Origin of the sequence: Aliikangiella marina (genome assembly GCF_007004765.1) — a bacterium.
GTDB lineage: Bacteria > Pseudomonadota > Gammaproteobacteria > Enterobacterales > Kangiellaceae > Aliikangiella > Aliikangiella marina.
The window spans coordinates 99,725-125,157 of record NZ_VIKR01000006.1 but is presented as its reverse complement, the minus strand read 5'-3'; the positions used below and the strand labels follow the sequence as shown (position 1 = coordinate 125,157).

Here is a 25,433-nt window from a genome sequence, read left to right as displayed (position 1 = left end):
GCAAGCTAAACGCCGATCCTTCTATCTGATTTTAAACTTCTTATACTGGTAATAACTGTCGTTAAACCTTCGACAAAAATATCACTTTTTTGTTTAAAACCAAGCCGACCGACTCGGAACATTTCAACGAGTTCCTTCTCCACACATTGCAGAACTTTATTACCCGTTCGATCAGTAAAAATATATTTTCCTGTCGCGCCGATTTTCGCGGCAAGTTGGCACAATTTGAATTGACCACTTATTTCAATCTCAACCCTAGTTCCGATGGCCAAATTGGATAGATTGCCAACGATATCGTTGTATTCTTGTTCTGTCAGCATATCAGCTTTTATTAAAGTCTTATTAGCCTGCGAATCAACTTTATTTTTATCTGAGATCACAACTCTATCTCTACTCTCTTTCGCCTCTTTGACTTTTAGTTCAGCCTGCGCTAACTTTTGCTTCACTTTAGCAAATTCTAGCGCCTTTTTACGCTGCGCTTCTTGTTCTTTTGCTAGTCTCTGTTCTGCTTCAAGTTTGACCCGCTCTGCCTTTAAAAATGATGTAACCCACGATTCAGTTACTAGTCGATAGGCCCGGTCAAAAGCCGGAGACGAATCGATTGCTACAAGTTGGTTTTCATTAAAAAGTTTATTCAATTCACTACTACTAAACTCAGCCTTTTTAGTACCCGCGCCATCGACAAAGATATACTTATCGATTTGTTGAATATAACTTGAAAATTTTACTCTAATTGTCTGTGCTTCAGTCATTAATTCAAACCATGGTGACAACTGCAAATTCGATAAAGTCTCTAAGCTAGTACTAGTCTTTGTTTTAGTCGCGACATCATTCAGTCCTGCGAGCTTTGGAGACTCAATCGGTAGAGCTTCAAAAACTCTATCAATCCATTGCTCTAAACTTTCATCATCATTCGATGAATGTACAGCTTGATGTTTAAACGAATTATTGGATACACTTCCGGAGGCGCCAATCGGTTTTAATCGAATGATGTCTTGCGAAGCTCTCTTTTCTTCAGTGCGTTTATATTCAGCAATAATCGCTTCATAGTGAACATTAAGTTGCTCAAAAAACTTGTCCGAATCTTTATAGGGATATGCTGCTTTTAAAAGCCCTCGCTTTAGTTGATCGATTAATTGGGGGCGAAGCGACTGATGGTTTTTTAGCTCTTGCTCATTAGAAATAGGTTGTAGACTAACCAGTAGCTGCTTAGCAGTACGAAAGGCTTCGTTTTCGTGCTGTTTATTTTCTTTCAGCAACTCAAGAAAAATCACCCTTTCCCATGCTTTATTGAAAATATTAAGCACAAAAAAAGGAATATTCTTTTTACCTGCGACTTTGTTTAAGAGTTCTTTAGCATAGGATTTAGTTAATTCTGCTTTAGCATGCCCTTCTTCAGTTTCTCGCAATCTTTTTTCAAATATTTCTACACGTTTGATTAAGCCGCTAGAAAAATGTTTAAACTGAGCTTGGGCATCATCGAAAACAGTGGTAATTCTTTGAGTTTTGCTTGCTGTGATTATCTGTCGAACAACTGTCTCAATTTGCTCTTTAATCGTATGAGTTTTTGGATCACGTGTAGTCCACAGAAAACCAACTTCGACCATATCATTTAACAATACCCTACTTGGATGGGATGAATCAGATAATAGGCTATGATCGCTCACTACTAGTTTAAAGAATGGCACTCTAATTTGGCTAATTAGATTCTTTATTGGCTTCTTCAGGTGTTCATCAGTTAACAGGTTGCTGAATAAACTATCAATAAATTTGACCAATTCAAAAAATGCCTCAGACAGCACGAGCTTTCTTTCTAACAACTCCTGCTTGAGCAGTATCGAGATCGATGGAAATATTGGGTCATTTTCAGTATTTAGAAACTGCTGTTGAATCAACGTCTCAACTAATTCGTCAATAGAAGTCTTCGTTGCGACGTCACAAACGCTTGAATGCGAACCGCCATTATCAATAATCGATACGGCACTAAACAACTGGTGAATAAACTGTTTTTTATCAACACTTTTTATCTTATTAATCATAATAAGCAAGACTTCAAAGCTTATTTTAGACAAGCTTCTAACAACCAATTAACTACTGTGAATAGGACAATGGGCTTGCCAGGTTCTTAAGCAATTGCCTGGAAACTTTCTCGATGTGTCGCTCCGGTGTAGCAAAATTAACGGGCACCGGATATTGCTAATACAACAAAAGTCGCCAGCCTATTCATTCCGGCGTGTATTTTAGCGCTTTATCAAAACGAAAATTAGTGATTATTCACAGTCTGTCAAAGATTTAATTACTGACAGTCACAATATCGACAATCACTCACGCCATCCTCTGACAATCTCCTATATCGTTTTGCGTTTAACTCGTCTGTTTTTCCGATTACATCCCCTTCATAATCTGTTTCAATTCAACAAGGTAGTGAGTATGGCTATTAAACGTAGTGAACAGATTGACTCGGAAAATGCGGGGTATTACCACTTGATGTCACGCTGTGTTCGCCGTGCTTTCTTATGTGGAGTAGATGAAGCAACAGGGATTTCCTTTGAGCACCGCCGAGCATGGATTGAACAACGAATCGTGCAACTCGCCGAGATTTTCGCCATCGAAGTCTATAGCTATGCCGTTATGCATAATCACTATCACCTAGTAGTCTATTCAAATCCACTTGGACCATGCCAATGGACCGATTTAGAGGTTGCTGATCGCTGGCTACGACTCTTTCCCGGTAAACTCAATAATCCTCAACTTAAACATCAACGAGCGCTCAGATTACAGGCAATTGCCGATGATAAAGCGCTATTGGCAGAATATCGACACCGTCTCGGGTCAATATCATGGCTAATGCGATGCATTAATGAGCCGATTGCTAAACGAAGTAATCAAGAAGACTGTGTGAAAGGACATTTTTGGGAGTCTCGATTCACCTCGCAAGCGTTACTCGATGAGGCCGCTGCATTGACCTGTATGGCTTATGTCGACCTCAATCCGGTTCGGGCAGGTTTAACGGATAGCCTTGAAACCTCGGACTATACCAGTATCCAGTCTCGGTTAAACGCGATAAGCGAAGCACAATTAAACAAAGCACTCGAATCACTCGCCGGCAAAGTTCGCGAGAGAACCATGGTCATACCGCTAAAGGATTATATCGAGCTGGTTGAGTGGACCGGTAAGACAATCATCCATCCCAATAAAGCCCATCTCCCCTCTCGGTTGTTGCCGATTTTGCAACAACTGAATATCAACCAAGCGAGCTGGCTTAATCAAGTGAATCACTACGAGCGTAATTTCTATCGAGCTGTTGGGCCACTTGACCTGATTCGCGCATACGCTGAAAGGCTCAAACTTAAATGGCTTAAAGGGATATCGAACATTCGAGCTTTGTATCTCACAACCACCTAAATATCTCGCAACCACCTAAATAACTCATGCGCTAATATCGATGAAATTCTGACACTAGAAGAGAAAGTGGCGGCCAGTTTTTCACTTTTAGACTAGTCAAAGACTGATATTCAGCAACATCATGATGACAACCATTCGATTATCTGAATACGGGTAGTAGATACGTTAACAACACAAAAATTTGCGGGCATTAAGCCTATTGTGTCTGTCCAAGCCTATTGTGCCTGTCCTGTTATGAAACCGCACGATTTCAGTACCTGAAGTCCAATCGGTGCCAGCATTCCACCATTTAAAGTTTCACCCCTCAATCTTGGCTTTGTTCACCTACAACATTCCTATTGAGTTAAATTGAAGACTTTTCAGGCCCTATGGTCTCAAACTTTTGTGAGCTATCTGCTCGATAGTAGCATCTCTTTAATTATTATATCCCTTGAAGAGAGCGAAGAGTGTTAATACAATTACGCGCGGTTTATCGCCTGGCCTATTGCCAGTGACCAGTGTCCAATTGCCCAAATTTGGAAGGATTTAGCCATTAATACCTTAAAAAAACAAGTCTGCACCTTTTTTACTTTATCGTTCATTTTATCCATTAATTCTATTTTTGCTAAATCAATAGAGTTTTCTGAACTGACCATGGAAAACGGAATGTCCTCCAATAATTTCCCATCAGGTTATCGAGTAATCATGCAAGATAAAGAGGGCTTTATGTGGTTTGGAACTGGAGCTGGCCTCAATCGCTATGACGGATATAAATTCAAACATTTTCTCAAAGAACCGGACAAATTGAACACCATATCAAGTGATTACATTACGGCATTGTGGCAGGATAATGAGGGTATTATCTGGGTAGGCACTCAACAAGGATTGAATAAGTTTGATCCGAAAACCAATCAATTTAGTCCATTTTTATTCAGTAATTCCGACACAATCGAGGGTAACCAATTTGTCGTAAAAAGTATCGCAGGAAATCAAAATGGAGAACTCTGGGTTGGAATACTTAGTGCTCTTTATAAGATCAATCTACAAACAAGCAAAGTAGCTAGATATGTCTTCGATTCGGAAAACCCTCACAGTATTAGTGATAGAACAGTTAGTTCTATCATTGTTGACCACACTGGTAGAACATGGATTGGCACATCGAATGGGATCAATCAGTATAATCCCGACGTTGATGGTTTTAAACATTACCTAACAGGCGAACAACTAAACAATTCAATTGACCTTGGTATTAACGCTTTATTTGAAAGCAAAGATAATTTAATTTGGGCTGGCACTGATAGAGGTCTTTATCTTTACGATGAGCAGACTGATAACTTTAATCTCTTTTTATCAAAGCCAAATGAATCCTCAGAAAACATTACGCTAGATATTACAAGTATTACTCAAGATGATGAGGGGAATATTTGGTTAGGTACTGATAGTAACGGCCTGTGCCTACTGCAACTAAAAGCTCAAGATTGTCTGCTATTCAAGCATGATAAAAGTGATCACAATAGCCTAAAAAGTAATAAAATATCTGACATATATTTCGATCAACAAGGTCGTATTTGGGTTGCCTCATTTTCTGGTCTCAATTACTTTTATTCTTATCGACCTTTTGCATCTTATATTAGAGAGAATGCGGAAAATCCGATACGGAAAGAATTTGTCGATAAGCCAGTTACTGAAACAATGTTCGATAAAGATGGAGCGCTTTGGGTTGCATTTTATGACGTTGGCTTAGTTAAATACAATCAGGATGGTCAAATCGAATCAACTTTTAAACACGACCCTAAGGATAAATATTCTTTAGGAAACAATCGAGTTACAAGCATGCTCCAGACCAATGACGGTACTATTTTGGTGGGTACTCAAGGCAAAGGCATGCATCAATACGATCCAGTTCAAAATAATTTTAAACGCTTCGCCAAAAGCCCTCGAGTTATAATCACCATGATTGAAGACAACAATGGCGACGTATGGGTTGGCGCGACACGAGAATCTTTAGTCAAATTCAACCGTAATACAAATGAGTTCATAAAAGTCTATGATCGATACGGTATAACTTCAACGATAACTTCACTATACCTAAGTAGCTCGAATACTCTATGGGTTGGCCATTTAAAAGGAATTACCGTAATCGATTTCAATTCCAACAGTCATAAAACCTACGTCCACGATCCCAAAGATCCGAAAAGTTTAAGCTACAATGTCGCAGTATCAATTACCGAAGATCGACAAGGTCATATATGGATTGGCACTATGGGCGGTGGTGTTAACAAGTTTACTGTCGATACAGGGTTTTTCGAGCGTTATCGCAAGACTGAAGGACTCACTGATAATACCGTTTACAGCGTTGTAAAGGACAACGATGAAAATATCTGGGCTGGAACTCAATATGGATTATCTAAACTTGATCCAGTTACTAATACCTTTGAAAACTTTTATACTAAAGATGGCTTACTGAGTAATGACTTTAACATGGCATCATCAATCTCCAAATCTGGAGAAATTGCTCTTGGCAACTACAAGGGAGTTCAGAGATTTTCTCCGGCAAATATTAGAGCCAAAGATGCTCAAGAATCACTTAATTTCACTGAATTTAAACTATTTAACAAACTAGTTGCTGTAAACAAGCCAATTGAGAATACCAGCTTCGTATTACAACAATCCGTACATAAAAGTAGCGAAATTAATCTAACCTATAAGGAGACATTATTCTCATTTGAATTCGCCGTGCTGAACTCTTTGACCCCAAAAAAAATTAAATATGCGTACAGACTTTCGGGATGGGATGAGGATTGGATTTATACGGATCATACTAACCGGATTGCTACTTATACAAATATTCCAGATGGAGAGTATCAACTCGAAGTTAAATCCACCGACAAAAGTGGTAATTGGAGAGAAGATATAAAATCACTCAAACTAACGATATCTCCACCATTTTGGAAAACTAAACTTGCTTATTTTATCTATAGTTTTGTCTTTGTTTTATCTATCTACTTATTATTGAGTATTCGAACGCGCGCTCTTGTCCACCGTGCATTTGAACTTGAAAAATCAGTTGAACACAGAACCGCTGAGTTAGCGAGCGAAAAAGAAAAAGTAGAGCAATTACTACAACGTAAAAATGAAGAGTTCGCTAATCTATCGCATGAATTTAGGACGCCGCTCACTTTGATTCTAGGGCCACTAGCACAATTGCTTAAGACCAATAAAGATACAAAAGACATTGAGCAACTGAATATTATCGAGCGCAATAGCTATCGTTTATTGAGAATGGTTGACCAATTATTGAATCTTGAAACTTTTAGAGTTCGGGCAATTACTCAGCAATCACCTCAAGCTATCGGTAGTATCATTAAACAACTTGCCGGTGCGTTTGTTGATTTTGCGAAGGAAAAAAGTATCGAGTTACAAGTGGGTCACATTGAAGCGATTAATTTTAAATTCACCCATGATGCATTAGAAAAAATTGTCGCTAACCTCCTTTCAAATGCTATTAAATATACGCCTGCGGGTGGCAAGATAAAAATTCATTCTGAACGCACTCAGGCTAACCAGTTGTTAATCGAAATCAGTGATACAGGCGTGGGTATTCCGGAAGATAAATTAGAATACATATTTGAGCGATACAGTCGTGTCCTAAATGAAAAAAGTGAACAAGTTACCGGCGCCGGTATTGGCCTTGCGCTAGTTAAAGACCTCGTTGAGTCCCACGGAGGTAAAATTTCCATCCAGAGCAAGGAAGGCAAAGGAACAACAGTCAAGGTGCTACTTCCGATCGTTGACGAAGTAGATAGTGATCAAGTGAAACTTTCTGATAATCAGGAGATTATCGCCATGGAACTCATGGGGATCACCAATCAATTCTCAGACTCACAAGAACCAATAAATGATAATCAAACCGATTCCGTCAGCGATAAACCAAGCGTTTTGGTTGTTGAAGACAATCAGGATATGCGCAGTTATATTACGGCACGAATTAGAAAAGATTACAAGGTGGTTACGGCATCCAATGGTCAAGAAGGTATCGAAACAGCCCTGACTGAAATTCCTGATCTGATCATCAGCGATATAATGATGCCTCACAAAGATGGTTATCAGTTAACCCATGAACTTCGACAAAACCCAGTTACCAGCCATATCCCCGTAATACTATTAACCGCAAGAGACGATAAAGAAAGCCGTCTTAAAGGGTGGTATGAAAAAGCCGATGAGTATCTGACTAAGCCTTTTGATGTTGAAGAATTAACTATAAGAATGAGCAATCTACTTGGGATCAGAAATATTCTTAAGAAGCGCTATTCTGAATTAGCTTTTCAGAAAAAAACACGAGCGGTTTCCAAAAAAGAAACAGAATTATCGCTTAGTCCAGCACCAGAGGATAGAAACCCAATCAACAAGTTGCAGGAGAAGTTTATTAATCAATTAAATTCGATCCTAGAAAAACACTATTCCGAAGCCTCAACATCGGTAACTACCATTGCTAATGACTTCGCAATGAGCGAGCGACAGTTCTTTAGAAAACTCAAAAGTGTAGTGGACATGACACCCACAGACTATCTTCGTCGTTATCGATTGGAAAGGAGTCGCGAGCTGCTTGCTGCAGGTACTAGTGTTAAAGAGGCAACCTTTGATGTCGGTTTTAGCTCGCAGAGCTACTTCGCTCGGTGCTTTAAAGCGCAATTTGGTATTTCACCTTCAGAGTATGCTAAAGCTAGCATTCAAGCACGAGACCCTAGCGTGCCGGTCTGATTTTGTCGAATAGAGAGACCGGGAGTATTTTAGTAAGTTGTTAGTTTTTCAACTGGATAAACCGTGCTTGTTCAAGCTTTTTGCACAGGCATTGGTTTTCTACTCAAGATGTCATACTGGCGTTTCAAATTTTCATTGAATATCTATCGACAAGCGGCATTCGTCGGGGCACATTTTGTAGAACAAAATGGCACTCATTAAGAGGAAACTAGTATTGCAGATTAGTGACTGTCCGATTTAGCACGCTTATTTTGCAAAAACGGTTTCGGCAAGACGTCAGTCTGGCTCAGCAACGCAAAATTTTTTCCATCGATTTGCCTCTTGCTAGTTCATCGATTAACTTATCTAAGTACCTTATCTTCTGCATCAGTGGATTATCTATTTCCTCGACTCGCACACCGCAAACGACACCTTTAATGAGACTAACATTTGGATTTATTTTTGGCGCTTGTGCAAAAAACATCTCAAAACTGGCCTCAGAACTTAATTGTTTTTCTAATCCTTTTTTATCATAGCCTGTTAACCAGTAAATACATTGGTCCACTTCCGCTTTAGTGCGCCCTTTCTTTTCAGCCTTTTGAACATACATTGGATAAACTTTGGCAAAAATCATATCGAAAACGCGTTGATTTGACATTGAGCATATTCTCCAAAAATCAGTGTGAATTAGAGCATAATACATCTTTTGGGGTGAGTTTAAAGCTAAAAAAAAGCCTCTCAATTCCGAGAGGCTTTTGTGCTTACTTAAGCAAGAAAAACTAGGCTGCTTTCAACATATCAAACAACTTATCTTTTAAATCTAGGCGTTGCTTCTTTAAACCCTCTAAATATTCATCACTAGTGTTCTCAATACCTTCTTCAATTCGAATAACTTCGTGGTCGATATTGTGATACTCATCAAAAAGCTTGGCGAAATGTGCATTACTTATCTTAAGGTTATGAATTTGTTCTTTAAATTCTGGTAGTTCTTTGGCGAGACTGTGACGCTCGATAATCATAATAGATCCCCTTTAATTAAGTTCAAACTCAGTTTAGGGGATTTTGATTTTAACAACTTGATCTACAGCAATAGAAAGATACGTTGCTGAAACTGAATTGGCTTTATAATTCTTCCATCGCTGGTGACGCAACGCGCATTACTTCGGCGATAGTGGTTTTTCCTTCTGCGACTTTACGCGCCCCACTTATGCGTAACAAACTCATACCTTTTTCGAGCGCTTTCTCGCGGATAGGAGCGACTTCATTTTGTTTAGTGACCAGAGACTTTAGCTCACTATCAAGCTCCAACAACTCATAAACGCCAACCCGGCCTGAATACCCTGATTGACGGCACTCATCACACCCGTTTGGCTCAAACATCAACTTTGGTGTCGGCAAATCAAACCCAATAGTAAGTTCCTTCCATGCTATTTCATCAGGCGCAACCGCCTTTTTACAATGTTTACACAACGTCCTCACCAACCGCTGTGCCATAACACCGAGTAAGGTGGCATTGACCAAGTACGCAGGTACACCAATATCCTGCAGACGTGTAATCGCTGAGGCGGCATCATTGGTATGTAAAGTCGAAATCACTAAATGACCGGTCAATGAGGCTTGGATCGCCATTTCAGCGGTTTCCTTATCACGGATTTCACCAATCATTATAATATCCGGATCTTGACGCAGTAAGGCACGAACACCGCTGGCAAAATCTACGTCGATATCGTGATGTACCTGCATTTGGTTAAAAGCCGGCTCAACCATTTCGATTGGATCTTCAATTGTACAAACATTGACTTCAGGTTTAGCAAGGAGTTTTAAAGTTGTGTAAAGCGTCGTCGTTTTACCTGAACCTGTAGGCCCCGTTAATAGAACTATTCCGGTGGGCTGAGTCGTCATTTTTAGCCAACTCGCCTCAGTATTTTTATCTAGACCCAACTCAGAGAAATCTCGTAACAAAACGGTGGGATCAAAAATACGTGCAACCAACTTTTCACCAAACGCAGTGGGTAAAGTTGAAAGACGTAATTCAATTTCCAATCCATTGGGCGTTTTCGTTTTAATTCGACCGTCGAGCGGCTTGCGTCTCTCGGCAACATCCATTCGACCTAGTATTTTAAATCGGGCGACTACCGCAGCGGCAATATTTGCGGGCATTTCATATACTTTGTGCAAAACGCCATCGATTCGAAGCCTAATATTGGCTTTTTCTCTTCTCGGTTCGATATGAATGTCACTCGCCCTTTCTGAGAAAGCATATTGCAATAACCAATCAACAATTTGTACAACGTGCTGATCATTGGCATCAACATCCCCTACTTTACCAATTTCAAGAAGTTGCTCTAAGTTACCGACACCAATTTTTTGCAAGCTTTCACCCGACGCTCCTTTCATCGATATACTCAGCGTATAAAACTCTTCTTGTAGCCGGTTGACGGTCTCAGGATTGGCAAAGACTCGCTTGATAGGCTTCCTTAAAATATGCGTGAGACCTGCTTCCCAGGCTGTTTCAGTTGGATCAACAACGGCAATAGTGACTTCGTTCTTCGATACTGCACAGGCTAGAATATTGTGGCGTTTTGCAAATGCTTTTGACATCACTGCAGTGACCGAGTCTACGTCGATTTTTAATGGATCAAGACGGACATATGGCAGCTGATGCTGATCAGCAAACCATTCACTTAAAATCTCGGAATTGAGTATTTGGCTTGGATTGGAGCGGTTTTTAAGTTTCAGCGACGCAATGAGGTTAACGGGATGTCCGGGCTTTTTCTTTTGGCGCAATGTTGCCAGCGCTTTCTTAGCTTGTTCTGCAGTCAGCATTGAAGCTTTTTCAAGCTGGCTTAAAACATTCACCAAATCGGTTTTTGGGCTCGCCGTTGTTTGCATCGTTAATCTTCACGTCCATACTCTAGTTTAAGAGTCTAACGCATTGATCTTAAATAGCAAATAAGAAAAGAAGTAACGCATGTTAAATGCGAACTGGGTTCAGACAATAATTCAGTGAAGTGCTAAAGAGCCCACTAAATCGCTTGTCTAGTCAATGTTAAGTACTGAATAGACATTTTCAGTCGTTTGCTTGGCAATTTCACTCGCTGATTCTTCTCTCAATTCAACCAGACAGGTAAAATTATCAAACAAATGCAATGGTGTATTAAAGGGTGCTTTACAAGTTGCCGGGGGCATATCTGGCGCATCTGTCTCTAAAACAATTGATTCCAATGGCAAACTCGCCGCCAATCGCCTTATCTTGAGTGCTCGGGTAAAGGTCATAGCACCGCCAAACCCTAATTTGAACCCCAAATCAATATATCGTTCGGCTTGATTTTCACTTCCACTGTAAGCGTGCACAATTCCGCCTTCGGCGAAGTTTATTTTACGTAACTCAGAAAGAACTTCGTCATGCGCTTTTCGGACATGAAGGACTAAAGGGAGTTTTGCATCTTTGGCTAACGCTATTTGGGCTCTAAAATACTTTAATTGCTCGCTCCGATTTGAGTCCGCTTCATAAAAATCCAAGCCAATCTCGCCAATGGCCGAAATGGGTCCAACAGAGAGCGCCATTTCTAGATCGTGAAGATGTTTTTCTTCATGTTCTTCAAGAAACATTGGATGTAACCCAAGCGCTGTATGACAAATTGCAGAGCGAGCGGTGATCTGACGAATTCGCCGCCACCCCTCCCGTTTGACTCCGGGGATTAAAATTCCTTCGATTCCCGCACTCTCAGCTTTAGCAAGAAAGGTATCCAGCTTGCTTTCGAATTCAGGAAAGTCGATATGGCAATGAGAATCGAACAGTCGATGAGAACTGATCATAAACGCCCCATTTTTAATCTCATAATGAAATAATCCTTAGCAACGGGTTACTTTAATGCTGCACCTATAAATTAGCAATAGAAAATTGATTTTGTATTCATTAAAAATATTAAAAAGTATTAATGAGTTAGATTATCTTTAAACAGGTTAATAATTAGTCACTCATTTAGTGTTCACGGGTTTCTTTAAACGAGATGTCTGGCCAACGCTCTTGCATCAAATTCAAGTTTACTCGAGTTGGCGCAAGATAGGATAAATTGTCCCCACCATCTAAAGCTAAGTTTTCGCCGGCTTTATTTTTAAACTGCTCTAACATTTTCTCATCTTCACATTCAATCCAACGAGCAGTGTTAACAGACACGGGCTCAAATATACAGTTCACTTTATATTCTTCTTTTAAACGATGAGCCACTACATCAAATTGTAGTATACCTACTGCACCTAAGATCAATTCATTTGAATTAAAAGGTCTAAATACTTGAGTTGCTCCCTCTTCTGAAAGTTGTATCAACCCTTTCAATAAAGCCTTATTTTTAAGTGGATCTTTTAAACGAACTCGACGGAATAACTCAGGCGCGAAATTTGGGATCCCTGCAAACTTGATTGCTTCTCCCTCAGTAAAAGTATCTCCAATTTGAATAGTTCCGTGGTTGTGGAGTCCGATAATATCTCCCGCGTATGCATCGTCAAGGTTTGCTCGATCACCTGCCAAAAAGGTCACAGCATTTGACACTTGAATATCTCGATTTAGCCGGACGTGTTTCATTTTCATGCCTTTGGCATACTTACCAGAAACAATTCTCATAAAAGCAATTCGGTCTCGATGTGCAGGATCCATATTCGCCTGGATTTTAAAAATAAATCCTGAGAACTTATCTTCAGAAGCATCAACTTCACGACTGTCTGTTTGTCTTGGTAATGGTGAAGGTGCCCATTCAACAAAACTATCCAGCATTTGTGTAACCCCAAAATTTCCAAGCGCGGTTCCAAAAAATACTGGAGTGAGCTCTCCTTTTAGGAAGGCATCCAATTCGAACTCATGACTTGCTCCCAAAACTAATTCAAGCTCATCACGAAGATCTTGGGCTAACGAACCGATTCGTTGATCTAATTCAGGGTTATCGAGGCCTTCTACCACATCAATATCTTGAATCGTATGGCCTTGTCCCGTTGAATAAAAATAGATTTTGTTTTCAAGAATATGGTAAACACCTTTAAACTGTTTGCCCATTCCGATTGGCCAGGTCACAGGTGCGCATTTGATCTTTAAGACGTCTTCGACTTCATCCATTAACTCAATCGGGTCTTTAATATCCCTATCAAGTTTGTTCATAAAAGTGATAATAGGGGTATCACGCAGGCGACAAACTTCCATCAGTTTAATCGTCCGTTCCTCTACCCCTTTACTACTGTCTATTACCATTAATGCGGAATCAACGGCTGTGAGAGTTCGGTAGGTATCCTCAGAGAAATCCTCATGTCCGGGTGTATCTAAAAGGTTTACTACGCGATCGTTATAGGGAAACTGCATCACCGAGGTCGTCACGGATATCCCTCTCTGCTTTTCCATCTCCATCCAGTCCGAAGTTGCATGTTTACCTGACTTTTTACCTTTTACGGTTCCAGCTTCTTGGATTTTACGACCGAGTAATAGCAGTTTTTCAGTAATAGTCGTTTTACCCGCATCAGGGTGAGAGATGATTGCAAAAGTACGTCTAAGACTCGACTCGGTTGTCACTATATAATCCTGGAAAGAAAAAGCTTAAAAAATGAGCCGCGATTATCCTTGAAATGCAGCTTTTTTTCCAGTTTTACCGCGGGCTGTTAGCGAGTTCCCATCGAAACCACTAATGTTTCTACCACGCATCTCAAGCAACATCGACCTTCAAACTGGCGGTTATCTTCTATTTTCAACTATTAGCTCAGCACGCAAGACATTAAAATCGCGTCTTCGGTTTGCTTATTAGACCGATAATAGTTTTTTCTTCGACCATCAATGCTAAAACCAGCTGATTGATAAAGCTTGAGCGCAGCAAGATTAGATTCTCTGACCTCAAGCAACACTCGCCCAACCCCTTGCGTCATAGCTTGTGCTTTGAGAAAAGCGAGTGCCTTTTTGGCGACACCTTGCTGCTGATAGGCTTTCGCGATAGCAATATTGATTAGCTCCCAATCATCAGCCAGTGGCAATACAAACATATAGCCAGCAAGCACTTTTTGTTCATAAATCGACCAAGCCAAATATCGAGAAATGCCCGCGGATACTTGAGCGGGAGACCAAGGCTTAAGATGGACCGCTAACTCAATCTCTATGATCAAAGTCGCTTCTTCTTCACTTGCTGCTTTAAACTGAAAGTGCCTACTCAAAACCGAATCCGCTTAATCGAGAGGCCAATTAACGACTTTGCTCAACGAGCATCTTAACCAGCTTTAAATCCTCCAAAGCTAAGGGCTTTAATTGGGGGTTCTTAATGAGGCTATATGGATGGTAGCTGACTATACAGGGTCTGCCATCTGGCAAGGAAAGCTTCTTACCTCGCACATCTGCGACTTTGGTTTGACTATCAAAAAGCTCGGCGACTGTTTCTTCACCTAATATGAGCGTCACTTTCGGGTTGATGTCAGTTAATACCGTGTCAAAAGAGACGCAGTCCTTACCAAGCCCTGCTTGTGACAAGTGACCTAACCGGACAAAACAAGGATCGTCTTCATCTCTCAATGACTGGAGTGCGGCAATATAATCCATCATAAATTGACTCGGAGAGCTTGGACGCGCAAAACTCTGCGCAGGTTGGTCAACTTGGTGCCGACAAATGATCAACAAAGAATCATTTGAAGGCGCTCCTGATTGCCAGGGCACGATTTTTACAAAATGAGCAATGTTGCTTTGCGCTGTTGAGCGCGATTCTTCAGCCAATGAGTTATCCGCTGCCGACTCTTTGTTAACATTCTCCTCGACCGCTATATTTTTTTGATACGGTTCGGCAATCGCTGAATCAGCGCCAGAGCTAATCTGCGCTGGGTTTTCGGATATATCCACAGCTGGTGTGACGGCTATATCGATTTGTTCAACATCGTTTTTTTCAGCGTCATTGTTTGTAGCCGTTAGCTTATCCGTATCGATAGTTTTTGATTGGATGTTTTCTGTGCGACTATTCTCTATGTCAGAAATGTCTGAGTCAGAATTCTCTTTGTCAGATATCTCTGTACCAACATAGTTCGCTTGGTCAGCAATGAGGCTCGGCTCAGAGTCGCCCACTTGAGTTGGAGTAAGTTTTGGGGCAACTTCATTTGAGGGCGACAACTCTTGAGAAACTTCTTGCTCTCTTGGAATCCACAAGGTGATTCCCATCGCCTGCAAATAAGCAAACCTCTCTGATTCAGATAGTAGGCTGTTTACTGAGTTACTCATTATTCTCTAAAACTAGTTTCTCGCTTGGTTAGTAGTGTTGGCGCAGATAATCGACAATGCACATTCGGCAATATCAGCTTTAATAAATTTCACTGGCGAGCATGACTGGTGATTGACCGCGAGTTTCAAATTATAGTTTTTCGCCACAAAATTTACAAAACTCAGCATCGTTATCATGCCCTTCTTCACCGCAGTTAATGCACGCTGTGTTAGTAGTCTCTCTGTAAGCCTTTAGCAGCTCAGTACTATAGATCCCCGTTGGCACCGCAATGATGGCATAACCCATAATCATGACTGCCGCTGCTATCATCTGACCGATATTAGTTTGCGGAACGATATCACCGTATCCGACCGTGGTTAAAGTAATTATCGCCCAATATACGGAGCGAGGAATACTGGTAAACCCCGACTCCTCTCCCTCAACTAAATACATTATTGAGCCGAAAATCACCACAAAGAGGAATATTGTATAGAGAAATACCATTATTTTCTTGCGACTAGAACGCATTGCTTTGATTAACGCTTCCGCTTCACCCAAGTACTCAGCTAATTTAAAAATTCGAAAAATACGCAACACCCTGAGCACTCGAATGACTAATAGTGTCTCGGCGCCAGTGTACATCAAGCTTATGTAGCTAGGTAAAATTGATATCAAATCAACGATACCCAAAAAGCTGCGCGCGTAAAGCCAGGGTTTGCGGACACATATCAGGCGAAAAATATATTCAATGGTAAACATAATCGTGAATGACCATTCCGCTAAATCGAGCCAAAATCCATATTCGTAGCGAATTGTGGCAACACTCTCTAACATTACCGCGATTACACTGAGTATTATTGCGACAATTAGAAAAACGTCGAAAGCTTTACCTTGCAGAGTATCGGCTTCAAAAATAATTTCATGGATATTTTCACGCCAAGGAGATAAAGGCTCCCCTTGGTCAAATCGCTTGATTCTTCTCGGCATCTGAATATCTTTTTTTTTCTTGAAAATGCTTTAGTTTGCTGTCTTCTTAGTGTTCAGTAGTGAGCACTATCTCAGCATTGATTAGTCTACTCCATGCAGGTTGGACTTGTCTCGCTTGATTTTACCAGGAGCAAGCTTTTCAGGCGTGAAGCGCTTTTGGTTTGCCGATGCAAATAAATCTTGTCGCTGAAAACAAAAAAGCCGCAAACTGCGGCTTTCATCAAGTTTTTTCTTTTAAATTCGTCTTTAGCCGGCTTCTATCGCACGAATTCGAATCTCAACACGACGGTTTTGCGCTCGCCCCTCTGCCGAATCATTGGACGCTAGTGGCACTGCAGGTCCACGGCCAACCACAACCAAGCGCTGAGAAATGACGCCACCCTGCTTCAAATAATCTGAAACTTCGGAGGCACGTCGCTCAGATAAGCCGACATTGTATTGGTAAGAACCGGTTGAATCAGTGTGTCCTTCCACTTCAACAATGGTTTTCTCGTATTCTTTAAGCACAACAGCGACAGAGTTAAGTACTGGATAGAAATCTTGCTGGACATCAGATTTGTTTGTTTCAAAAGTAATGTTGCCAGGCATAATCAAGCGAATATCATCACCTTCTCTTTTTACACTGACGCCAGTCGCGGCGAGTTCTTTACGCAGCTTTTTCTCCTGAGCATCCATGTAAGCGCCAATAGACGCACCAATCAAGCCACAACCGAGAGCGGCATTTCGCGCATGCTTAGAGGAATCACGAGAGCCTATAATACCGCACACTGCAGCACCAATAGCACCAAACTTTACTGCACTACTGGTTTTCTCCTCCCCAGAATAGGGATCGATGGACTTACACCCCATCATGGTAGAAAACACTAAACCACTGGCTAGTAGACTGATTAAAAAATTTTTAGATCGTGATTTTACGACTTTACGCTTTGCAGACATATCTTATCCTTGTTATTGGAAAATCTATTCAAATGATTGCTTATCCATTATGACCAGTGAAACCAGAAAAAGCTCACCGACAATGATGAAAAGTTTAGCAAGGATCGTTGGATTTTCGAAGTAACTTTGGGTGATCAGGGTCACAAACTAAAAAGCCGCTCATTAAGAGCGGCTTTTGTACGCATATATTGGCTAGAACTTAAGCAGCCGCTTCGGTTTTAGCTAGCGGTTCTTCAAATTCGCCTCGGATATAGGCCTTGCTGTAATCATCAACTTGAATCGCATCAAGGCGAGCGGCTTCAGCTGTTAGCAAGTCGTTAGCTTCCTGCTGAGTCAAAATTCCAGCTGCTACTGCAGTCTCTACAGTTTCCGGGAACTCTCTTGCAGGGACTAACTTACCCTCTTTAACTGCCAATTTGATTTTTAGCGCGATAGGTTGTGTCGCTAATACCAAATTAAACGCATGTTCAACTCTACCAACCGGGTAAGTTTCGTCACCAATGAAAATACCATCAGTCAAGCGATCACGAAGTTCGTTTTGATTGAACATCGACTGGACAATTTTATGATCAAGTCGATCACTTGGCTTTTTATAACTAGCACCAAATGGGAACACGACACGACGCAACATTGCGCCCAACCACGCAGGCTTCAAGTTATCAAAGAACTCATTAAATGCTTTCTGCATCAAATATAAGTTGTTTTGAATATTCCACTCAACATACGGAAGGTCGGACTCTTTGCGACCGTTATCTTCATAGTATTTTAAAACCGTTGAGCTCAAATACAGATAGCTGAGTACATCGCCTAATCGAGCCGATAACCTTTCCTTACGTTTTAGGTCTCCGCCAAGTACCGCCATTGATAGGTCAGCCACTAATGCGAGAGCAGAACTCATGCGCGTTAGTTGCTGATAGAAACGACCTGTCGGCCCGCTCACTGGTTTTTTAACGATTTTTGCAGCCGTCACACCCAAACTTAAGCTACGAATGAAGTTACTGAGTCCGTAGCCGATATGGCGGAAGAACAGTGAATCAAACTCATCAATTCCAGCTTGCTCATTTGGATTGTTGGCCGCTTGCATTTCGCGATAAACGAACGGATGACAACGAACCGCCCCCTGTCCGAAGATCATTAAGTTTCTCGTTAAAATATTTGCGCCTTCAACCGTTATTGAAATCGGCATTGACTGATAGCCAGACGATAAATAATTGCGTTCGCCCATGATGACACCACGGCCACCATGTACGTCCATCGCATCGGTCAAGACGCTTCTTGCGGACTCGGTCATGTGATATTTTGCAATTGCGGTAATCACTGAAGGTTTAGCCCCGAGATCGACCGAACCAGCGGTCATAATTCTTGCAGCTTCCAATTGGTAGGTCGCGCCAGCAATACGTGCTAGTGCCTCTTCAACACCTTCAAACTTACCAATTTGCGTTTTAAATTGTTCACGTAACACCGAGTATGCACCCGTTGCTCGATAGGCCAGTTTAGCAGTAGCTGTCGAAGAAGACGGTAAAGAGATACCGCGTCCTGCAGACAGACACTCAACTAGCATGCGCCAACCTTTCCCGGCAAATTCAGGACCACCAACAATCCAGTCTAGTGGTATAAAGACATCTTTGCCTCGAGTTGGGCCATTCATAAAGGCTTGTCCCATTGGATAATGACGCTCACCGGTTTCAACGCCAGGATGTGATGTCGGGATTAAAGCAACAGTAATGCCGATATCTTCTTGATCACCCAAAAGACCGTCAGGGTCATACATTTTAAACGCCAACCCTAACACCGTCGCGATAGGGGCCAGAGTGATGTAACGCTTATTCCAGTTGAGCCTTAATCCGAGTACTTCTTTACCCTCGAATTCACCTTTACACACCACCCCACTATCGGGAATTGCACCGGCATCAGAACCTGCAGTCGGCCCAGTTAAAGCAAAACACGGTATATCCTGACCTTTAGCTAACCGCGGTAGATAATGGTTCTTCTGCTCTTCGGTTCCATAGTGCATTAGCAGCTCAGCAGGCCCAAGAGAATTAGGTACCATAGTAGAAACACCCAACACACCGCTTGCAGTTGATAGTTTAGAAACAATGGCAGAGTGCGCTAGAGCAGAAAATTCCTTACCACCGTATTTTTTCGGAATCATCAGGCCTAAAAAGCCTTCTTTCTTTAAATAGTCCCAAGCTTCAACCGGCAGATCTTTGTCTTTAAAGTTAATATCCCAGTCTGAAACCATGCCGCACACAGTTTCTACTTGATTATCAATAAACGCTTGCTCTTCTGCGCTGAGTTCTGGCTTTTTATATCCCAGTAATTGCGCCCAATCAGGATGACCTTTAAACAATTCACCATCCCACCAAACATCACCCGCTTCTAAGGCTTCTTGCTCGGTCTGGTTCATTGGCGGTAGTACGCTCTTGAACATTTTAAAGATTGGTCGGGTAATTTTGTCTTTACGTAAATCGTCTGCCAAAAACAAAATGGCGACAGCGCCTAATAACAACCAAGGAACGAGTGCAAACTCGCCAAAAAATGTCATTACAAGTAATGCCGCACCTGCGATAACTAGCGCCGATCCTGTGCGAGCACGTGTGTATGCTGCGCCCCAGGTTACGCCAATCAATACGAGTAATTGGGTAAGTGTGACCATGATTAAACTTCTCCTACAGACTGGGCTGCAATTGGTATGGATTGATTTGAAAAACCGGCGGCCAAAAACGGTACCAGGCGGCCAATTATTTGTTCTACATTGACTTCTTCATTGAAGTCACTCATTGAGATCTCTTGCAAGGCTTCATGTCCCGCGAGAGTGAAAATGAAAGTACCAAGCATAAAATGGAGTCGCCAAAACATCTCTGACGGGGCTACTTCAGGCGCCGCCTTATGTAACATCCGAGTGAAACGAGCTAGTACGTGTGAGTACTTCTGCATGGCAAACCGTCGAATATGCCCCTGAGTTTCCGAATAAGCACGCCCTAAAAGCTTCATAAATACTGATGAGCCATCAGGTCGCAACTCGTCAACCTCAATCAAGGGTTTTATTAATGTTTCTAGCACTTGTTCGACGCTAAACCGTTGGTGGCTTTGCTCCAGCTCTGTCATTTGGCGCATCAAATGGTTAGTAAAGCTATCCATAAATCGTTCAAATACAGCCTGGATTAAAGACTTTTTAGAGCCAAAGTGATAGTTGACGGAAGCAAGGTTCACCTCGGCTCGCGCGGTAATCACACGTAAACTAGTTTCGGCAAATCCTCTTTCTGCAAAAAGCTCTTCTGCAGCGTCAAGAATCTTGTTTTTAGTCGAATCTACTTTTGGCATTCATTTTCTCTGTTTTATTGAAGCGCGCCGTAATCAATTATTGTTTTGAGTCATGAATTACAGTAGCGCAGGCGCCTAAATCTAAACGCTTGTTTGAAACATACGTTCAAATGAATCTTCTGTCAAGAGTATGATTGCCTTTATATGATCTAACGCAAGGTCTAATTATTTTGCTATGCAATTGATTTTATTAAATATTTTTAAAGATATGCAAAATTCCCTAAAATATCCCGAATTTACGACCTCAGCTGCATAAATATTATCTATACTCAATCTAAACCGATTCAACTGAAGCTGTTGAATATCATTGTTTGATTGAAAGGATTAATTAACCAAAATGAGTCATCAAAACAACCAGCTTATGTTGCTCCAACTCGCCGCAGCACAGCTAGTTCTCTCTTTACAAGAAACTGAAAAGCCGTTTAATGACCTCACCAAACTATTCTTAGAAATAGTCAATCATCACACCGAAATTGGAACCATGCTGAATGTCTCAGATGAACCGGACATTACCGCAATTAATCAGCTTCATAGCGCAACCGAGCAAAAGGTAAAGCAATCAGTCATAGACTTTCAATTTTATGATCGGATGAATCAACGGCTTCACCACATACTAAGTAATTTGCAGCAAGCCATTATGGTGTTGAGTAACAGTGAAAACTTCAAAGACGAAAATAGCTGGAATGATATTTTTGACTCTATTGAGGAAAGTTACACTATGCGCGAAGAAAACGAACTCTATAACGCCATTAGAAATGGCGAGGGCTTTGAGACTGCTATTGAAAAGTTGATTGCTAAAACCCACGAGAAAGAAGCGATTGTTGATGATATCGAGTTGTTCTAGTTTAAATAATTATACTCTAGGAAATTTAGGAACAACTTAAAACTTCAATGATACCACGACTATTTTATCCGCTATGTTTTACCTTTATTCTGCTCACCAAAAGTAGCAGTGTCCTCTCTGCAGAAAAATCGAAAAGTATCTTTGACATGACTTTAAGCGAACTTCTTAATGTCGAGGTCATTACTGCAACAAAAGCGCCTTCATCATTAAAAACAGTTCCGGCTACCGTTTATGCACTTTCCAGCAAAGAAATTAGACAAAGAGGTTATCACTCATTAGAGGATTTTTTAAAGGATTTACCGGGTATCGACTTTGTCGATATGCAGGGTACTTTTCCACTGATTTGGGCACCGCGCGGGTCATATGGCGACGAAAACAAACGCACCCTATTACTGATTGATGGTGTGGTCGAAAACAATATTTTGGAAGGCAATGTGCTCGGCGGTCCACAGTATAGCTTGCACAACGTTGATCGCATTGAATTTCTCTGGGGTCCTGCATCAGCACTTTATGGAGCAAACGCGCTAAGTGGTGTTATCAATATCATAACCCGAAAAGGTAGAAACATTAATGGCAGTGAACTAGAAATTTTATCGGGATCTTACAATACCCAAGCCGTCAAGTTTCTCGCTGGACAACAAACCGATAACATCGAATACAGTATCGCAGGTTCGGTGTACCAAACTGACGGACCGGTATTTAAAGAGCGTAACCCTGCCTACTCTGCCAGCTACGTTGACAACGCCTATTCTGTTACCGGTCGGCTTTCATATAAGGCATTAAACTTAGGTTATCATCGATATGACCGGCCGATGGGTTATGGACAGTTTTTTAATTCAGCCAACGAAGTGTTCGGCTTACCATTGTTTGGCTTTGCAAATAGCGAGGGACAAGCTATTGACAACAGTCTGTCGCCGACAGAAATTAATGGACAGCCAGGAACGCTTTGGCACTCAGTGACCGAGACAGCTTTTGTCGAATGGACTCAATCAGTCGAGCAACTTAATTTTAAAGAAAAACTCTACTACCGAAACTCTGAAATTGCAGATGATAGTTATTCTTATACCCTAATCGATGGCGACTGGGCATTTATCCCTTTCACTCACTTTTCTGAACTTGCTGGGGTCAAGTTTGAGGTGGATTATCAAATATCCTCAAGCGAACAATTAATTCTTGGTTTGCAATATGAAATTCGTAACGTCGAAACAGGCTACCGGCGTCGAGAAACGGTTCAAAACACTCCACTTGTTTTTGCTATTAGCGGGGAAAGAGAATCAACCGATTACAAAAACGCCAGTAGTTTTGGTCAGTATCGCTTTCGACCTGTAGCTTTTCAAAATACCTCGATTACGCTCGGCGCTCGTTATGATGATAATAACGTTTACGGTTCAACCTTCAATCCTAGACTTGGTTTAGTCTATGCAGAAGACAGCATCACTATAAAAACGCTAATGGCAAGCGCTTACCGCGCACCCAATAGTTTTGATTTATTTACCGAAACAACGGTTAGAATTGCTAACCCCAACCTGAAACCAGAGAAAAGTAATAATTTCGAGTTTAGTTTTGGTTATCAGGCAACGGACGATATTTTCTTAGAGTCAATTTTATACTACAACCGTTTGACAGACATGATAGTTTCAAATGTCCCAATCGGTGACATTGACAATGATGGAGCGGTCGAAACTCAAAATCAAAACTTCGGTAAAGCGGACTTGTATGGCGTCGAGTTTCGCAATCGTTTTTCAATAGGGCAATCCGCCAAACTATTTTTTAATTTGACGATTCAAGAAGCTGACTCAAAACAAAGTCAACAACAATCGCCGACTGAGACAAGGGTTCCTAATACGGCCAAGTACAAAAGCAATTTAGGTATCGATTGGCGTCTCGACGAAAGTTCCTCCCTCTACATCGCCGCCCGTTACGTCGGTGCTCGGTCAACGGCTGCGACGAATCCTCGTGTCGAAGTAAACGATTATTTTGTCAGCGACATCGCTTGGAATTATTCCTTTTCTGATCGCAACAATACCAGCTTCAATCTTAAGATTAACAATATTTTTAACAATAGGTACTTTGACCCTGCCGTCCGAAGTGCGGATGGCTTAACCTTTCCCACACAGTATGAATACCCGGGTATCAATGTATTACTGAGCTTTAGGCTCGATTTTTAGCTTATTGTTGAAATGGAAATACCGTCAGAAACAACCCAATGAAGAAAGAAAAATACTGAAAAGCGAATAAACTCATATTCGACATCATTAACTACAAATCCACTAAAATTATAGCGCACAATATTCTATAAACTTCGTTCTTTATTCAAAATTCATAAAAAAATAAAGTCAGTTTTTCTAGCACCGATAACTCACTCGAATAGCAAGAATAGTTTTTCCTGACATCCACGAAAAGACATGGAGGTTACCATGTTGCCACCAATAAACCTACCAACCATGAATGTTGGCATTGGGGTCACATCAGACTCACAAAATTTAACAAGACAGATGTTTGAACCCCGTAATTTGACATCACCGCGAAATAATAAGCAAAGTACTTCACTCGCTGCGAAAGAAGCACACTTTGCTGCTGAAACAAATATCAACCAAGCCATTGCAACTGAAAAAGAAAACCTATTACTCTATCAGCTAATGAAAGCAATAACTCAGCACACTAAAGGGCTCAAATCAGAGCGCTCTAATTATTCAAACAACCTTGATTTTTCGGCGAGTTTTGTCATAGAAAACAGTTTAAGCTTTGCCAACCAAAGCTTCTCCCTAGATACCCTAGGTGCAACCTCGCGAGCATTTTTTAATTTAGAATTTAGCGAAGCAATTCAGGCAAGCATTAACCTGTCTTTTGACGCAAACACTAACAATCTGAGTTTTTCTTTTGAACTTTTTCAATCGCGCTCTTTTAGTTTGACATCAACTATTGAAACCGCAACGGAGCAAGTTGACCCATTAATCATCAACTTATCTAACCAGGATTTTAACTTCGATTTATCCAATGAAGTCAGTCTTGACTTAGATGCAAATGGATTAATCGACCGCTTTTATTCGCCCGCTCAAGATAATTACTTCTTGGCCTTTGATAAAAATTTGAATGGTAAAATCGACAATGGACTTGAGTTATTTGGCGATGCTGGCGGCTCTAAAGATGGGTTCGCAGCGCTCAAACAATATGACGCAAATACCGATAATGTTATCGATATTGAAGATGAAGTCTACAGCCAGCTTTCGCTTTTATCATTCGATCAGCTCGGCAATCAACAGATAGTTAATCTAGTTGAAACTAAGATAGCTTCAATTTCTCTTGATGCCGCTTACGCAACTAAACGTTATCGAGACAACAACCAACTGATTGCTACTTCATCGGTTAAATCTTCAAATGGAACACTGGGTCAGGTGGGAGACTTTTTAATCACGGTACGTTAAATTCAAACACAGCTTTCGAAAAATATAATGAACAAATTAATTGATATTCAAGTCGAGTTCTAGCTCTATTTCAGAGTCTAATTTTAAATTTGGCAAGCGTTTCACTTTAAATTGCCATTCGAAAACAAAGTTTTCCGTTTCGATCGGATTTTCTCGATCAATTTGCGGTATAAATTTAGCCAGGAAGATAGCACGAATGATCTCATCTTTTGCTAAGTCATCAGGCGTTATTTGCAGTTCAGCAATTCTTGTGACTTCTCCTCGGTCAGAAATATCGAGAAGTGCAGATACTGTGATTAATTCAAGGCCAGGTCGAAAACTCATCTCGTAAACAGGCGGTAAGATAGAGCTGAGTGCCGCAGGCCCATTAACAACCGATTGCCTTTTGTTCGACTCGGCTTGATTAGGCCCAGTTTTATTGGACCCGGTTTGATTAGACTGATTTTTGTTGGACAAGGTTTCATTGGACTGTTCTGGTTCTGCTTGCCCACTCTTAATAGGGGTATTTGGCGTTTGAGAATCACCTTGACTTGATAATATCGCGGGCTGACCTGATAAAGACTCAAAATGAATCATAAAAAG

Annotated in this window: 18 protein-coding genes; 5 read left to right on the top strand and 13 right to left on the bottom strand. The window is 41.1% G+C overall.

Annotated features, from left to right (window positions below; genetic code table 11):
- Positions 1 to 5: 5 nt before the first annotated feature.
- The gene (locus tag FLL45_RS20130) at positions 6 to 2,039 is read right to left on the bottom strand and encodes a DUF1631 family protein (protein WP_142943865.1); all 2,034 of its coding nucleotides are present in this window, start codon (positions 2,037 to 2,039) and stop codon (positions 6 to 8) included.
- A 391-nt stretch (positions 2,040 to 2,430) separates the two neighbouring features.
- Here FLL45_RS20130 and FLL45_RS20125 point away from each other — a divergent pair, with 391 nt between their 5' ends.
- Together FLL45_RS20125 and FLL45_RS20120 are read left to right on the top strand one after the other, a co-directional pair.
- Positions 2,431 to 3,405 (top strand): transposase, encoded by a 975-nt coding sequence (locus FLL45_RS20125; RefSeq protein WP_142943864.1) that lies wholly within the window; start codon positions 2,431 to 2,433, stop codon positions 3,403 to 3,405.
- Between the two features lie 645 nt (positions 3,406 to 4,050).
- The gene (locus tag FLL45_RS20120; RefSeq protein ID WP_185964565.1) at positions 4,051 to 8,145 is read left to right on the top strand and encodes a hybrid sensor histidine kinase/response regulator transcription factor; all 4,095 of its coding nucleotides are present in this window, start codon (positions 4,051 to 4,053) and stop codon (positions 8,143 to 8,145) included.
- A 286-nt stretch (positions 8,146 to 8,431) separates the two neighbouring features.
- Here the strand turns inward: FLL45_RS20120 and FLL45_RS20115 are convergent, their stop codons facing one another.
- From FLL45_RS20115 to FLL45_RS20065, 11 genes are all read right to left on the bottom strand, one after another.
- Complete coding sequence (locus FLL45_RS20115; RefSeq protein ID WP_142943862.1) at positions 8,432 to 8,782, bottom strand: DUF2200 domain-containing protein; 351 nt, start codon at positions 8,780 to 8,782, stop codon at positions 8,432 to 8,434.
- Positions 8,783 to 8,903: 121 nt separating this feature from the next.
- Positions 8,904 to 9,143 (bottom strand): HP1242/YdcH family protein, encoded by a 240-nt coding sequence (locus FLL45_RS20110; RefSeq protein ID WP_142943861.1) that lies wholly within the window; start codon positions 9,141 to 9,143, stop codon positions 8,904 to 8,906.
- Between the two features lie 103 nt (positions 9,144 to 9,246).
- Positions 9,247 to 11,016 (bottom strand): type IV pilus assembly ATPase TfpB, encoded by a 1,770-nt coding sequence (tfpB, locus tag FLL45_RS20105; protein WP_142943860.1) that lies wholly within the window; start codon positions 11,014 to 11,016, stop codon positions 9,247 to 9,249.
- 147 nt (positions 11,017 to 11,163) lie between these two features.
- Positions 11,164 to 11,943: a TatD family hydrolase gene (locus tag FLL45_RS20100; protein ID WP_142943859.1), complete on the bottom strand. Its 780-nt coding sequence runs from the start codon at positions 11,941 to 11,943 to the stop codon at positions 11,164 to 11,166.
- A 166-nt stretch (positions 11,944 to 12,109) separates the two neighbouring features.
- Entirely contained in the window at positions 12,110 to 13,684 is a 1,575-nt protein-coding gene (prfC, locus tag FLL45_RS20095) for a peptide chain release factor 3 (RefSeq protein WP_142943858.1), read from the bottom strand.
- A 176-nt stretch (positions 13,685 to 13,860) separates the two neighbouring features.
- Positions 13,861 to 14,310, bottom strand: a complete 450-nt coding sequence (gene rimI / locus FLL45_RS20090) for a ribosomal protein S18-alanine N-acetyltransferase (protein WP_142943857.1) — start codon at positions 14,308 to 14,310, stop codon at positions 13,861 to 13,863.
- Between the two features lie 28 nt (positions 14,311 to 14,338).
- Entirely contained in the window at positions 14,339 to 15,355 is a 1,017-nt protein-coding gene (locus FLL45_RS20085) for a uracil-DNA glycosylase family protein (RefSeq protein ID WP_142943856.1), read from the bottom strand.
- Between the two features lie 130 nt (positions 15,356 to 15,485).
- The gene (locus FLL45_RS20080; RefSeq protein WP_142943855.1) at positions 15,486 to 16,322 is read right to left on the bottom strand and encodes an ion transporter; all 837 of its coding nucleotides are present in this window, start codon (positions 16,320 to 16,322) and stop codon (positions 15,486 to 15,488) included.
- A 246-nt stretch (positions 16,323 to 16,568) separates the two neighbouring features.
- On the bottom strand, positions 16,569 to 17,258 hold the full coding sequence (locus FLL45_RS20075) for a YiaD family glycine zipper/OmpA-like lipoprotein (protein ID WP_142943854.1): 690 nt from the start codon (positions 17,256 to 17,258) through the stop codon (positions 16,569 to 16,571).
- A gap of 199 nt (positions 17,259 to 17,457) precedes the next feature.
- Positions 17,458 to 19,914: an acyl-CoA dehydrogenase gene (locus tag FLL45_RS20070; protein WP_142943853.1), complete on the bottom strand. Its 2,457-nt coding sequence runs from the start codon at positions 19,912 to 19,914 to the stop codon at positions 17,458 to 17,460.
- Between the two features lie 2 nt (positions 19,915 to 19,916).
- A complete protein-coding gene (locus FLL45_RS20065) occupies positions 19,917 to 20,582 on the bottom strand; it encodes a TetR/AcrR family transcriptional regulator (protein WP_142943852.1) in 666 nt (221 codons plus the stop codon).
- A 337-nt stretch (positions 20,583 to 20,919) separates the two neighbouring features.
- Here FLL45_RS20065 and FLL45_RS20060 point away from each other — a divergent pair, with 337 nt between their 5' ends.
- From FLL45_RS20060 to FLL45_RS20050, 3 genes are all read left to right on the top strand, one after another.
- Complete coding sequence (locus tag FLL45_RS20060; protein WP_142943851.1) at positions 20,920 to 21,426, top strand: hypothetical protein; 507 nt, start codon at positions 20,920 to 20,922, stop codon at positions 21,424 to 21,426.
- A gap of 47 nt (positions 21,427 to 21,473) precedes the next feature.
- Complete coding sequence (locus tag FLL45_RS20055) at positions 21,474 to 23,594, top strand: TonB-dependent receptor plug domain-containing protein (protein ID WP_142943850.1); 2,121 nt, start codon at positions 21,474 to 21,476, stop codon at positions 23,592 to 23,594.
- 249 nt (positions 23,595 to 23,843) lie between these two features.
- Positions 23,844 to 24,851 carry a hypothetical protein gene (locus FLL45_RS20050; RefSeq protein WP_142943849.1) on the top strand — a complete coding sequence of 336 codons (1,008 nt, stop codon included), beginning with the start codon at positions 23,844 to 23,846 and terminating at the stop codon, positions 24,849 to 24,851.
- A gap of 36 nt (positions 24,852 to 24,887) precedes the next feature.
- Here the strand turns inward: FLL45_RS20050 and FLL45_RS20045 are convergent, their stop codons facing one another.
- The gene (locus FLL45_RS20045) at positions 24,888 to 25,427 is read right to left on the bottom strand and encodes a hypothetical protein (RefSeq protein ID WP_142943848.1); all 540 of its coding nucleotides are present in this window, start codon (positions 25,425 to 25,427) and stop codon (positions 24,888 to 24,890) included.
- Between the last annotated feature and the right edge of the window lie 6 nt (positions 25,428 to 25,433).